This is a genomic window from Nonomuraea bangladeshensis (genome assembly GCF_039529455.1).
Lineage (GTDB): Bacteria > Actinomycetota > Actinomycetes > Streptosporangiales > Streptosporangiaceae > Nonomuraea > Nonomuraea bangladeshensis.
Genome location: NZ_BAAAMV010000005.1, coordinates 659381 through 671885, shown reverse-complemented (window position 1 = coordinate 671885; position 12505 = coordinate 659381). Strand labels below are relative to the sequence as shown.

Annotated in this window: 14 protein-coding genes; 8 read left to right on the top strand and 6 right to left on the bottom strand. The window is 72.5% G+C overall.

The annotated features are described in order from the left end of the window. Positions 1 to 10: 10 nt before the first annotated feature. Positions 11 to 1075 (bottom strand): hypothetical protein, encoded by a 1065-nt coding sequence (locus ABD292_RS19020; protein WP_344208902.1) that lies wholly within the window; start codon positions 1073 to 1075, stop codon positions 11 to 13. Positions 1076 to 1232: 157 nt separating this feature from the next. On the opposite strand from ABD292_RS19020, the gene ABD292_RS19015 reads away from it, so the two are divergent. The 4 genes from ABD292_RS19015 (at position 1233) to ABD292_RS19000 (ending at position 4788) form a co-directional block, all read left to right on the top strand. Next, on the top strand, positions 1233 to 1901 hold the full coding sequence (locus tag ABD292_RS19015) for a TetR/AcrR family transcriptional regulator (protein WP_329587709.1): 669 nt from the start codon (positions 1233 to 1235) through the stop codon (positions 1899 to 1901). A gap of 82 nt (positions 1902 to 1983) precedes the next feature. Further along, on the top strand, positions 1984 to 2961 hold the full coding sequence (locus tag ABD292_RS19010; RefSeq protein WP_344208899.1) for an LLM class F420-dependent oxidoreductase: 978 nt from the start codon (positions 1984 to 1986) through the stop codon (positions 2959 to 2961). Continuing rightward, positions 2954 to 4372 carry an amidase gene (locus ABD292_RS19005; protein WP_344208896.1) on the top strand — a complete coding sequence of 473 codons (1419 nt, stop codon included), beginning with the start codon at positions 2954 to 2956 and terminating at the stop codon, positions 4370 to 4372. The genes ABD292_RS19010 and ABD292_RS19005 overlap by 8 nt, the downstream gene beginning before the upstream one ends. Positions 4373 to 4437: 65 nt before the next feature. Further along, positions 4438 to 4788, top strand: a complete 351-nt coding sequence (locus ABD292_RS19000) for a YkvA family protein (protein WP_344208894.1) — start codon at positions 4438 to 4440, stop codon at positions 4786 to 4788. Here ABD292_RS19000 and ABD292_RS18995 read toward each other — a convergent pair. From ABD292_RS18995 to ABD292_RS18980, 4 genes are all read right to left on the bottom strand, one after another. Further along, complete coding sequence (locus tag ABD292_RS18995; RefSeq protein WP_329587698.1) at positions 4785 to 5981, bottom strand: amidohydrolase family protein; 1197 nt, start codon at positions 5979 to 5981, stop codon at positions 4785 to 4787. The genes ABD292_RS19000 and ABD292_RS18995 overlap by 4 nt on opposite strands. A gap of 171 nt (positions 5982 to 6152) precedes the next feature. Further along, positions 6153 to 6896 (bottom strand): tyrosine-protein phosphatase, encoded by a 744-nt coding sequence (locus ABD292_RS18990; RefSeq protein WP_344208890.1) that lies wholly within the window; start codon positions 6894 to 6896, stop codon positions 6153 to 6155. Between the two features lie 9 nt (positions 6897 to 6905). Further along, on the bottom strand, positions 6906 to 7721 hold the full coding sequence (locus ABD292_RS18985) for an SURF1 family cytochrome oxidase biogenesis protein (RefSeq protein ID WP_344208888.1): 816 nt from the start codon (positions 7719 to 7721) through the stop codon (positions 6906 to 6908). Positions 7722 to 7773: 52 nt separating this feature from the next. Further along, the gene (locus ABD292_RS18980; protein ID WP_344208886.1) at positions 7774 to 8241 is read right to left on the bottom strand and encodes a winged helix-turn-helix transcriptional regulator; all 468 of its coding nucleotides are present in this window, start codon (positions 8239 to 8241) and stop codon (positions 7774 to 7776) included. A gap of 59 nt (positions 8242 to 8300) precedes the next feature. Between ABD292_RS18980 and ABD292_RS18975 the strand changes: the two genes are divergently transcribed. The 3 genes from ABD292_RS18975 (at position 8301) to ABD292_RS18965 (ending at position 10436) form a co-directional block, all read left to right on the top strand. Continuing rightward, positions 8301 to 8816 (top strand): GNAT family N-acetyltransferase, encoded by a 516-nt coding sequence (locus ABD292_RS18975; RefSeq protein ID WP_344208884.1) that lies wholly within the window; start codon positions 8301 to 8303, stop codon positions 8814 to 8816. After that, positions 8813 to 9409 carry a TetR/AcrR family transcriptional regulator gene (locus ABD292_RS18970; protein WP_344208882.1) on the top strand — a complete coding sequence of 199 codons (597 nt, stop codon included), beginning with the start codon at positions 8813 to 8815 and terminating at the stop codon, positions 9407 to 9409. The genes ABD292_RS18975 and ABD292_RS18970 overlap by 4 nt, the downstream gene beginning before the upstream one ends. A 67-nt stretch (positions 9410 to 9476) precedes the next feature. Continuing rightward, positions 9477 to 10436, top strand: a complete 960-nt coding sequence (locus ABD292_RS18965) for a 2-hydroxyacid dehydrogenase (RefSeq protein ID WP_344208880.1) — start codon at positions 9477 to 9479, stop codon at positions 10434 to 10436. Positions 10437 to 10479: 43 nt separating this feature from the next. Here ABD292_RS18965 and ABD292_RS18960 read toward each other — a convergent pair whose 3' ends face one another. Further along, positions 10480 to 10782: a hypothetical protein gene (locus ABD292_RS18960; RefSeq protein WP_344208878.1), complete on the bottom strand. Its 303-nt coding sequence runs from the start codon at positions 10780 to 10782 to the stop codon at positions 10480 to 10482. A gap of 151 nt (positions 10783 to 10933) precedes the next feature. Between ABD292_RS18960 and ABD292_RS18955 the strand changes: the two genes are divergently transcribed. Continuing rightward, the gene (locus ABD292_RS18955; RefSeq protein ID WP_344208876.1) at positions 10934 to 12340 is read left to right on the top strand and encodes a DUF7059 domain-containing protein; all 1407 of its coding nucleotides are present in this window, start codon (positions 10934 to 10936) and stop codon (positions 12338 to 12340) included. Positions 12341 to 12505: the final 165 nt, after the last annotated feature.

Sequence of the window (12505 nt, the reverse complement as noted above, 5' to 3'; positions counted from 1 at the left end):
CGTGCGCCTGTCACCGGAACAGGATGTCCCAGTGGTCGCTCTCGTTCGCGAACGTCGTGCCCGAGGGCGCGCGGTAGAGCCGGGCGCCGTCGCCGCGCACTCCTGATCGCTGGTAGTTCTTCGTGATGTACTGGTCGATGCAGGAATTGTGGCCGATGTCGAGCTTGTAGCCGTTGCCGTGGCTGAACTGGCCGGGCGCGTGGCCGTCCTCCGTGCCGCCGGTCACCAGGATGGGGCAGTGGCTCTCCTGCTTGAGCTGGATGATCTGGGCGACCGTGCCGGTGCGCACCTTGTCGAGCGAGGTGCAGTGGTGGTGGTGCTTGCTCGTGCAGTTGCCGGTCGACTTGGTACGCAGCCCGGCGGTCCTGAGCCAGCCGTCCGCCGTGGCGTGCGACATGCGGATCGAGGCCTGGCGGGGCAGCACGCGCGTGAGGTCCACGCGGGCCTGCTTGTCGAGCACCTTGGCGCGGTTGTGGACGACGGGCCGGCGGGCCTTCGGCATCCGTACGACGGCGGTGCGGACGGGGTCGCGCAGGGCCTCGGCCAGCGAGTGGCCGGCCTGCTCCAGCGGGCCCGTCAGGGTCTCCGCTTCTGTGCTCGCCGAGTGCTCGCGGTTCTCGCCGGTCAGCCACGCGGGCTCGCCGGCGGCCTGCGGGAGGCCGAGGTCGCTCCGCGGGACGCGGATCTCGCCGAGCGGCGCCCATCCGTCTCCGTGCGGGGCCCACACGTCGCCCTGCGGGAGGCGGGCGTCGCCGTGCGGTGGCCCGCCACGGCCGTCGCCGTGCGGTGGCCCGCCACGGCCGTCGTGTCCCTCCAGGCGCTGCTGGAGAAGCGCGAGGCGGTCGAGGGCCGCGCGGTCCGTCCGGGACTCCAGCGCGTTCGCGAGCGCCGTCAGGAAGGCGGGCTGCTCCGGCTGCGGTGTCCCGTAGCGGGTTTCTGTGTCGGTCGTGCCGTCCGCAGCCCGCGTCCCTCCGGGGTGGGACGCGGCGGCGGCGGCCGAAGCCGATGCGATTATGGTGATCTCAATGCCGAGGAGCGCGACCACGGTGAGTCGAGCTGTTCCACGTATCCACATGTCGATGCCTTTTTCGCGGAAATAGCCCTTCCGCCACAAACGACAATCCCACCATTCACCTGAGATAACTCCCGCCGCGGACGCAACTTTGCCTTGTGGCGGTGATCACCGTGCGGCTCCATGACTGAACCGCGTTTCACGACGTACAGTGACGAACGTGTCCGAAGCCCGAAACCGAGGATCGGAGAGCACCCGAGAGGTCATCGTCGAGACGGCCTTGCGACTGTTCAGGGAGCGCGGCTTCGACAGGACCACGATGCGCGCCATCGCCGCCGAGGCCGGGGTGTCCGTGGGCAACGCCTACTACTACTTCGACAGCAAGGAGGCGTTGATCCAGGCGTATTACGACCGCGCCCAGGCCGAGCACGAGGCGGCCTGCGCGGAGTTCCTGGCCACCGAGCGATCGTTCGCGGCCAGGCTCAGCGGGGTGTTGCGCGAGTGGGTCCGCGTTTCCGAGCCGTACCACGAGTTCGCCGTGAAGTTCTTCAAGCACGCGGCCGAGCCGACCAACCCGCTGAGCCCGTTCAGCAAGCAGTCGTCGCCGGCGCGTGAGGCGTCCATCGCGCTCTACCGCGAGGTCGTCGAGGGGTCGGCCGACCGGATGAACGCCGAGCTGCGCGAGGAGCTGCCCGAGCTGCTGTGGCTGCTGTCCATGGGGATGGTGCTGTTCTGGGTGCACGACACCTCGCCGGGGTGCGCGCGGACGTACCGGCTGATCGAGGTGACGGTGCCGCTGGTGGACCGGCTGGTCGGGTTGTCGCATCTGCCGGGCCTGCGGGGGATCACGCAGGACTTCATCGCGGCCGTGCACGAGCTGCGGGCCTAGCGGGGGGCCTGGCGGGCCTAGGGGGACATACCAAACGGTTGGTATGGTCGCCTCGTCGGAACATCATTCTGGAGGCGCGCCGATGACGCAGAACTGGGGCATGACCATCCCCTTCTACGACCGCTCGCTCGCGAGGTCACGGGAGCTGATCGCCGAGCTGCCCGGACTCGGCTACACGGACGCGTGGTCGGCCGAGGTCAACGGCGTGGACGGGTTCACGCCGCTCGCCCTCGCCGCCGAGTGGGCGCCCGAGGTCCGGCTGGGCAGCGGCATCGTCCCCGTCTCCACGCGCGGCCCCGGGCTGCTGGCCATGTCCGCGGCCACGGTCGCCGATCTCGCGCCCGGCCGGTTCGTGCTCGGGATCGGCGCCTCCTCGCCGGCGATCGTCGAGCGCTGGAACGCCGGCACGTTCACCAAGCCCTACGCCCGGACCCGCGACACCCTGCGCTTCCTCAAGAAGGCCCTGGCGGGGGAGAAGGTGACGGAGGCGTACGAGACGTTCGAGATCAAGGGCTTCAAGCTGGAGCGGGCGCCCAAGACGCCGCCGAAGATCGTGCTGGCCGCGCTGCGCCCCCGCATGCTGCGCCTGGCGGCCGAGGAGGCCGACGGCGCGATCACCAACTGGCTCTCGCCCGCCGACGTGCGCAAGGTGCGCGCCGAGATCGGGCCGGGCACCGAGCTGATCGCCCGCCTGTTCGTGTGCGTGAGCGAGGACACCGACAAGGTCCGCGAGCTGGCCCGCTGGATGCTGGCGAGCTATCTGACCGTCCCCGTGTACGCCGCCTTCCACGACTGGCTCGGCCGCGGCGAGCTCCTGCGCCCGATGCACGAGGCGTGGGCGGCGGGCGACCGCCAGGCCGCGCTCAAGGCCATCCCCGACGAGGTGGTGGACGACCTCATCGTGCACGGCGACGCCGCCACGTGCCGGGCCAGGATCCGCGAGTACGTGGCGAACGGCCTCGACACCCCCATCCTCGCGCCCATCCCCGGCGGCGAGATCCCCATCGAGCAGGCCGTACGCGACCTGTCGCCCAAGGCGGGGGAGGCGGACCGTGCATGACGCGCTGAGGCTGGACGCGGTCGGGCAGGCGGCGGCTATCAGGAACGGCGACCTGTCGCCCCGCGAGCTGGCCGAGGCCGCCATCGCCGCCATCGAGGAGCGCGACGGCGAGCTCAACGCGGTCGTCTTCCCCCGCTTCGAGCGGGCGCTGGCCGAGCTGGACCGCCTGCCACGCGAGGCGCCCTTCGCCGGGGTGCCGATCCTGCTGAAGGACCTGGGCTGGCGGCAGGCGGGCGAGCCGTACGCGGCGGGCTCGGCGGTCCGCGACGGGGTCGAGGACGCCCGGGACGGCTACGGCGTGACGCGGCTGCGCGAGGCCGGGTTCGTCATCCTGGGGCGGACGAACACGCCCGAGTTCGGCAGCACGATCACCACCGAGCCGGCGGCGTTCGGGCCGACCCACAACCCGTACGATCCGGCGTACTCGGCGGGCGGCTCCAGCGGCGGCTCCGCGGCGGCCGTGGCGGCCGGCATGGTGGCGCTGGCCACGGCGAGCGACGGCGGCGGCTCCATCCGCATCCCCGCGTCCCTGTGCGGCCTCGTGGGGCTCAAACCGTCGCGGGGGCGGGTCAGCCTCGGCCCGGCGCTCGGCGAGGGCTGGAGCGGCTTCTCCTGCCCGGGATTCGTCACCAGGACCGTACGCGACACCGCCGCCGCGCTCGACGTGGTCGCCGGGCTGCACGCGGGCGACCCGTACGACGCGCCCGCGCTGCCCGGCCCGCTGGCCGCCGAGGCCGGACGCGACCCCGGACGGCTGCGCGTCGGCTACCTCACCGCCCACCCGAGGGCCGACGTCCCGGAGGCGGCCGAGCCGGCGGAGGCGGTCGCCGCGGCGGCCGCCCTGCTGGAGTCGCTGGGCCACGACGTGACGCCCGGCGGCCCTGAAGCGCTCGCCGACCCGGACTTCCCCTCCCACTTCGGCGCGATCGTGGCCGAGAACCTGGCCGCCACGGTGGACGGGCTCGGCGAGCTGCGCGGCAAGCCGGTCGAGCCGGAGGAGCTGGAGCCGCGCAACGCCGCCATGGTGGCCGCCGCGCGCAGCCGCAGCGCGGCGCAGCACCTCCGCGCCACCCAGTGGGTGGACGCCTTCCGCCGCCGCATGGCCGCCTGGTGGAGCGCCGGGCACGACCTGCTGCTGATGCCGTCGCTCGGGGTCGCGCCGTTCCCCCTCGGCTGGATCCCGTCCGACGACCTCACCCTCGCGCTCGGCCGTACGGCGCACGCGGTGGCGTTCACCTCGCCGATCAACGCGACCGGCCAGCCGGCGATCTCCCTGCCGCTGCACCGGACGGCCGCCGGGCTGCCCGTCGGAGTGCAGCTCGTGGCCGCGTACGGGCGGGAGGACCTGCTGGTCCGGGTGGCGGCCCAGATCGAGCGGGCCCGGCCCTTCGCGCACGACGCCATGCGGTGATCGACAGGAACCTCTCACCCCGGCGTCGCGTTATATCGTGAAAAGCCGGGGGTAGGGGGTTGGACATGATGGCTAAGGCAGCACGGGCAGCGGCGGCGTGGCGCACGTACCGCGAGGTGACCAAGCCTGGATCGCCCGCTCTGATGACCAGGGTGCGCGCCATCCCGCGCATGGTGCGCGCGGTGATGCGCGGTGACTACGGCGGCATGGGCAAGGGCCGGCTCGGCCTCATCGCCCTCGGCGTCGTCTACATCATCTCGCCGATCGACATCGTCCCCGACTTCCTCACCCTGATCGGCGTCGCCGACGACTTCGGCGTGTTCCTGTGGCTGGCGACCGCGCTCCTCGGCGAGAGCGGCCGCTACGTCGAGCACGAGCGCCGGATCATCCTGGGCCAGGTGGAAGGGGAGGCCTAGATCTCCTCCATGCGCAGCCAGGCCCGCGACGGCAGCGGGTGCCCGAACAGGCGGGCCGCGTTGCCGTAGGCCACCCGGGCGATGTCCGCGGGCGGCAGCGGGCCGAGGTTGCGCGAGACGGCCTTCTGCGTGTCGGGCCAGGTCGAGTCGGAGTGCGGATAGCCGCTCTCCTGGAGCACGTGGTCGAGCCCGACCGCGAGCCGCACCCCCGACAGCGCGTGGTCGTCGCGCGTGCCGAAGAAGAAGTTGCGGCGCAGCACCTCGCTCGGCTTGAGCCCGCCGTCCCAGGACGCCTCGCCCGCCACCGGGTGGTCGAGCGCGTAGTCGGCGCGCTCGGCCAGCAGCGGCAGCCAGCCCACGCCGCCCTCGACGATGAGGATGCGCAGCGCGGGGAAGCGCAGCGGCAGCCCCGACCACAGCCAGTCGGCGCAGGCGAACATGGCAGTGGTGGGCATCAGCGTGGTGATGGCCTCGATGGGCGTGTCGGGGGAGGGCACGGGCGACCACGAGGAGTCGCTGGTGTGCAGGCACACGACGGTGCCGGTCTCCTCGCAGGCGGCGAAGAACGGGTCCCAGTGGCCGGTGTGGATGGACGGCAGCCGCATCCGGTTGGGGAACTCGGGGAAGACCACGGCCTTGAAGCCGCGCGCCGCGTTGGCCCGGATCTCCTTGGCGGCCACGTCGGGATCGGGCAGCCACGGGAGCTGCAGGCCGATGACCCGCTCGGGATAGGTGCCCGCCCACACGTCGATGTGCCAGTCGTTCCACGCGCGGACCAGGGCGAGGCCGAGCTCCTGGTCGCGGGTCCTGGCGAACGGCATGCCGGCCTGCTGGGCGAGCATGCCGGGGAAGCACAGCGCGGCCCAGATGCCGGCCACGTCCATGTCCTGGACGCGGGCCTCGATGTCGTGGCAGCCAGGACGCATGTTCTCGAAGCGGACCGGGTCGAGCGTCCACTGCTCGCGGGGCAGACCGGCGCCGACGTCGATGCCGGCGCACGGGTAGGTGGCGCCGCCGTAGCGCCAGACCTGGTGACCCGCCTCCGTCTCCACGACCTTGGGCGCGACGTCGGCGTATTTCTCCGGCAGTCGGTCTTCGAAGAGGTCGGGCGGCTCGATCAGGTGATCGTCGGCTGAGATGATCACGTAGTCGCGCCGCCGGGGTTCGGGGTCGGGGAGCAGCGGCGTAGTCACGCAGGTAACCGTACGACGACGGGATAACGTCGAACAAGCTGCGACGTATCCGTTGGGTATCCGAAGCCGAGGCCCGGGATCGCCGGGGAGGGGGATCGCCGGACGATCCCGGGCGTTCGGGTCCGCTTGTTCCGGCGAGGGATGCTGCTCGCGCGGACCCTGCCGCGCCCTCTACCCCCGCGGGCGGGGTTCAGTCAGCAGGTGCCGGCGCAGCTCCTCGGTCGCGGCGGGGGAGAGGCCCACGACCTGCGAGACGTACCGTTCGGGCGAGCCGTGCCTGGCCGTCAGATCGGTCAGGAAGAAGCGCATCGCCTCGGCAGGGGCCAGCCCGAAGCCCGGCCAGAGGGCCGCGTCGGGGTGCCGCCGCCGCCAGTCGGCGATGAAGCGCTCGGTGGCCAGGCCGGTGAGCGCGTAGTCGGCCACGATGTCGTCCTCGCTCACCCCCGCGAGCGAGAGCACCAGCGCGGCCAGCACGCCGGTGCGGTCCTTGCCGGCCGCGCAGTGGATCACCACGGGCGCGTTGCCGGCGTCGGCGATCATCTCCAGCGCCGCGCGCAGGTTGTCCACGCCGTCCTCGGTGACCTCCAGGTAGCGGTCGGCGAGGTAGCGGGCCACGCCGAGCGCCTCGTCGTAGGCGTTGACGTCCCAGCGGCGGCCCTCGATGGGCAGGTTGTGGTAGCGCTGCCCCTCGCTCTCCGGGACCCGCCCCATCCTCTCGATCTCGAACGGGTGGCGCAGGTCGATGACCGTACGCACGCGCAACGCGCGGAAGGCGGCCAGGTCGTCCCGGTCGAGCCAGCCGAGCGAGTCGGCACGGTAGAGCCGCTGCCACCGGATGGCGCGGCCGTCGGCGGTGGGGTATCCACCCATGTCGCGGAAGTTGCACAGGTTGGCGAACTCGATGTGCCGGATCACCCCATCACCTTACGTCGAGGGCGTCCGCGCCTCCTCGGGCACGACGGGCGCGCCGGGCCGCTGCCCCTCACCCTGCCCGTCACGCTGTTCGGCCAGTTCGCGGCGCAGCAGCAGCACCCAGCCGCCGATCGCCACGCCGATGAACAACCACCACTGGAAGGCGTAGGCCAGGTTGAGCCCGCCGCCCGCGCCCACGTCGGGCGCGGGGACCGGCTCGGGCGCCGGCTTTCCCGCCGGCTCCTGGGAGATGAGCTCGACGTACCCGTCAAGCAGCCGGTACGGGACCTGCCGCCCGATCGATCCCGCGTCGATCAGCAGCACCTGCCCGGCCGGCAGGCCGGAGACCTCGCGGATGCCGGACGACTTCTCGGTCTCGCTCTGGCGTAGCCGTCCGGTGACAGTTACCTGCCCGGTGGGCGGCGGCGGCACGGTCGGCGGGGTGTCGGCGGTCGCGCCGGCCGGGACCCAGCCCCGGTTGACCAGCACGCCCGTGCCGTCGGCGGTGACGAGCGGGGTCAGGACGTAGAAGCCGGGGCGGCCGTCCTGGGGCCGGCGGCGTACGACGAGGGCGTGCGCGGGGTCGTAGGAGCCGGCCACGGTCACCCGGCGGAACCGGTCGGCGGCCTCGACCCGCCCGCCGGGCGCGGCCAGCCGCTCCATCGGCACCGGGGGCGCCTCGATGTTGGCGGTGACCCGCTCGCTGTTGGCCGACCGCTCCTCGAAGCGCCCGTACTGCCACCGCCCGAGGAAGACGAAGGCGGGGATGGCGAGCAGCACCACCAGGGTGAGCCCGAGCCATCGGGGCGTCAGCAGGATCCGGTACACGCTCTCCAGGGTAGGCAGACCTGCCGGTGCCCTCGTACGCGCCTCGCCCTGATCAGACGCTTCTGAGCCGGGCGCCGGCGCCCGGCTGCGGGGTGACCTCGCGCGGCCCGGACACTTCATGGCCGTCCGCGCAGCGGAAGTGCAGCTCGATGGGCGCGCCGCAGTCGCGGTGGGTGAGCAGCACGGGCGGGCCGTCGTCGTCGGCCAGGTAGCGGTCTCCCCAGTGCATGAGCGCGACCAGCAGCGGATAGAGGTCGCGGCCCTTGTCGGTGAGGCGGTATTCGTCGCGCTGCCGCTGGCCGGGCTCGCGGTAGGGCTCTTTGCGCAGCAGCCCCTCCTCCACCAGGCGGGCCAGGCGGGCGCTGAGGACCTGGCGGGGGGCGCCGGTGACGGCCTGCATGTCGGCGAAGCGCCGCACGCCGCTGAACGCCTCACGCAGCACCAGGAAGGTCCATTTCTCCCCGACGATGTCCAGGGTGCGCTCGATCGAGCAGTTGTCCACCCGGAAGGGAACGTTCATTTTTTCATTATATCTGAGTTCGATTGACAGACTCAGGTCTGACCGGGCAGGCTGAGTCCATGTTAGGAACTCAGATCCGCCCCGCCGGGCCCGACGACGAGGAACGGGTCCGCCGCTTCCTGTGCGGGCTGTCGCTGCACACGCAGACGCTGCGGTTCTTCACCGGCCAGCCGTCGCCGGCGGCGAGCCTCGTCCGCGCCCTGGTCGCGGTGAACGAGCGGCGCGACGTGCTCGTGGCCACCACGCCGGACGGCGAGATCGTCGGGCACGCGATGAGCTACCAGGGCGGCGTCGCCGACGTCGAGGTCGCGGTCGTCGTCACCGACGACTGGCAGGGCCGCGGGCTCGGTCCCTGCCTGGTCCGTACGCTCCTGCTCAGGGCCTTCGTCCGGGGCGCGCGGACCGTCGCCATGGACGTCATGGGGGAGAACCGGCGGGCGCTGCGGCTGATCCGCAGGGTGTGGCCGGACGCCCGGATGACGGTGTGCTCCGGGGCGGTCGAGGTGACCGCTATGATCGATCCGGCCGTCCTATTTGCGGAACAAGGTTCTGTTGCCACACCATTGACAGTGTGAAGAGTGTCAAGAACGGACGCGACGGCCGGACCCGCATCATCGAGGGCGCCCTCCGCCGCTTCAGCCAGGACGGGGTGTCGGCCACGACGCTGGCCAGCCTCCGCGAGGAGAGCGGCGTCAGCGTCGGCAGCTTCTACCACCACTTCGCCAGCAAAGAGCACGTCTTCGGCGTCCTCTACGCCGAGATCCTCGACGCCTACCAGGAAGCCTTCCTCGCCAAGCTCACCGAGCACGAGGACGCGCGCGCCGGCATCGAGGCCGTCGTCGCCTTCCACATGCGCTGGGCCGGCGAGCATCCTGAGCGGGCCCGGCTGCTCATCAGCGAGCGGCCGCCGCGCAAGCAGGAGCCGGGCGGCGCGGAGGTCGCCGAGGCCCGGCGGGCGTTCTTCCGCAAGGTGTCCGACTGGTGGCGGCCGCACATGAAGAACGGCCTGCTCCAGCCCGTGCACCCCACCATGTGCTACGTCCTGTGGCTGGGCCCGGCGCAGGAGATGTGCCGGCTATGGTTCGCGGGGGCGCACACGCCGACCGAGGAGGAGATCAAGGGGCTGGGCGAGGCGGCCTGGCACAGCCTCCGACAGCCCGCCGGGTGACGCGCGTGTAGTCCTCTGCACGGGGAGCGATGATTTGAGCACGGTTCGTGGTGTTATCGTGCTGCTTGTGAGACGACCTCGGGCTCTGGTGCTGCCCGTCTTGCCGGAGAGCGCGCTCGCCCGCCTGGCCGAGGTGGCCGAGCTGACCGAGGCTCCCGCGCGCCCGGACCTCGGCTTCACCGACGAGCGGCTGGCCGATCTCGTCGTGGAGACCGGCGCCACCGTGCTCGTCACCGACGGGGACCAGGTCGGCGCCTCGGTCCTCGACCTCGATCTCGACGTCGTGGCCGTCATGGGCCCGCCGACCAGCGTCGATCTCGACCTCGCCGCCGAGCGCGGGGTGCCCGTCCTGCACGCCGGCGACCGCGACGCCGACGCGGTGGCCGAGCTGACGCTGGCGCTGATGTTCGCGGTCAGCAGGCACATCGTCACCGCCGACAGCGAGGTGCGCAGGGGCCGCGCCTACCGCGGCAAGGTGCCGCCCGCCCAGCGCCACCGCGGGCGCCGGCTCACCGGGCGCACGCTCGGCATCGTCGGGCTCGGCCGGGTCGGCGAGGCCATGCGCTGGCGGTGCGAGGGGCTCGGCATGCGGGTGATCGCCTGCGATCCCGGTGTCGCCGAGGCCACCCACACGTTCGCCGCGCTGCTCGCCGAGTCCGACGTGATCTCGCTGCACCTGCCGCTGACCGCCGAGACGCGCGGCATGTTCGGCTACGCCGAGTTCGGCGCGATGCGGCCCGGCGCGATCTATCTCAACACCTCGCGCGGCGCGCTCCACGACCTGACGGCCCTGGTCGAGGCGCTGCGCCGGGGGCAGGTGGGCGGCGCCGGGCTCGACCACTTCGAGGGGGAGTGGCTGGATCCGTCGCATCCGCTGATCGAGCTGCCGAACGTGGTGCTGACGCCCCGGCTCGGCGAGGCCACCGGGGAGACGCGGGAGGAACTGGCCGAGGCGCTGGTCGCCGACATCGAGCGGGTGCTGCGCGGCGACACGCGGCCGGCCGTGCCGATCGCCCGGCCGGCCTGACCTCCTTCAGGCGGCTGATCTCCCTCAGGCGGTCTGACCTCCTTCAGGCGGGCTGGCGCAGCCGGGTGTGGACCCGCCAGCTGGACCGCTCCAAGGAGATGTCCAGCCGCAGCTCGCCCCGCTGCCGGCGCAGCCCGGGCACCCGCACCCGGTCGTGCACGGCGAACCGCCCGCGGTGCGGATAGCCGAAGCCGAGCTCGCCCGGCAGCACCCGCAGGTCGTCGCGGTTGCCGCAGTGGGGGCACGTCCAGGACACCAGGTCGAGGCCGCGGTTGTAGTCGGAGCAGGCGTTGAAGTACTCGTCGGGCCCGAAGCGGGACTCGCAGGCCAAACAGGGGATCAGCATGAGACCCACTCCTAAGAGTCGTTCCTTGCCTCCATAGAGATACCCCGTCGCGCTTACCTGTGGCTTGCAGTTCACTTGGGTACTTGTGTAACAGTATGGGCACTGTCGGTGGCAGATCATGTGCGAGCGTCCACGGTGAAAGGATGGGTGGGTGGAACGACTGCGCCAACTCCTCCTCCGAACCGACTACACGATCGACGGCGTACGCGAACGACTCGGCAGCATGGCCGCCTCGGCCCTGGCCCGCGAGGAGCTGGTGCCCGCCCTGCGGGCGACCGCCGCCGGCGACCCCCTGGCGACGCTGATCAGGCTGTGGTGGCTCGGGGTGCCCGTGCCCGCCGCGGCGCTCGGCCCGGAGGTCCTGGACTCGGGCCTGGTCGAGGAGGCCGGCGACGGCGAGGTGCGGGCGACGGTCCACCTGCAGCCCTGGGAGACCGGCGGCTACCTCGTCTCCGACCGCAAGGTGCGGCCGGGCGACCCGCCGCTGCGGCCCGACCACGTCGTGGGGGCCGGCGGGGCCTCGGCCAACCTGGCCCAGCTCGTCACCCGCCGCCCGGTGGGCAGCGCGCTCGACCTCGGCACCGGCTGCGGCGTCCAGGTGCTGCACCTGGCCGGGCGGGCCGAGCGCGTGGTCGCCACCGACCTCAACCCGCGCGCACTGGAGCTGGCCCGGCTGAGCTGGGAGCTGTCCGGCGTCGAAGGCGTGGAGACGCGGGAGGGCTCTGCGTACGACCCGGTCGAGGGCGAGCGGTTCGACCTGGTCGTGAGCAATCCCCCGTTCGTCATCGCGCCCGTCGGCGAGGGGAAGCTGACCTACCGCGAGTCGGGCGAGGCCGGCGACGCCTTCTGCCGCGAGCTGGTCCGCCGCACGCCCGACCACCTCAACCCCGGCGGCCAGGCCCACTTCCTGGCCAACTGGCTGCACGTCGAGGGCGAGGACTGGCACGAGCGGGTGGGCGGCTGGCTGCGCGAGACCGGCTGCGACGGCTGGGTGGTGCAGCGCGACGTCCAGGACCCGGCCGAGTACGTCGAACTGTGGCTGCGCGACGCCGCCCGGCAGGGCACCCCCCGCTACACCGAGCTCTACGACCGCTGGCTGTCCTGGTTCGACGAGCACAAGGTCGAGGGCATCGGCTTCGGCTGGATCACCATGCGGGCGTCCGGCACCCTCGACCCGGTCGTCCGCGTCGAGCACCTGGACCACCAGGTGGTGCTCCCGGTCGGCGACTACGTCGACGACGTGCTCGACTCGATCGCCGCCGCCCACCGGGCGGGCGATCTCGGCGCGGCCCGGCTGCGCACCGCCGTCGGCCTGCTCGACGAGCGCGTCGGCCTGCCCGGCGCGGAGGACCCGATCCGCATCGTGCTGCGCCAGACGCAGGGGCTGCGGCGCAGCAGGGAGGTCGGCACGGTGGAGGCCGCGCTGGCCGGGGTGTGCGACGGCGACCTCGCACTCGGCCCGCTGCTCAACGTGATCGCCGAGCTGGTCGGGGAGGGCGAGATGCCGGACGCCGACGCGATCCGGCCGCTCATCGCGGAGGGCTATTTCCTGCTTTGATCCGGCGTTGATCGGACGTCAACTCCCGGAGTGAAGACTGTGACCTACGACACGGACCTGGGGGGTTCGAGGGCCGTGTCGGGTCCGGCCGGTCGTTCGGCAGTGAGGCGGCTGGCCGTCGCGTGGAGCATCCGGATGACCGGGCCCCCTGGCGAAGCGCGGCGG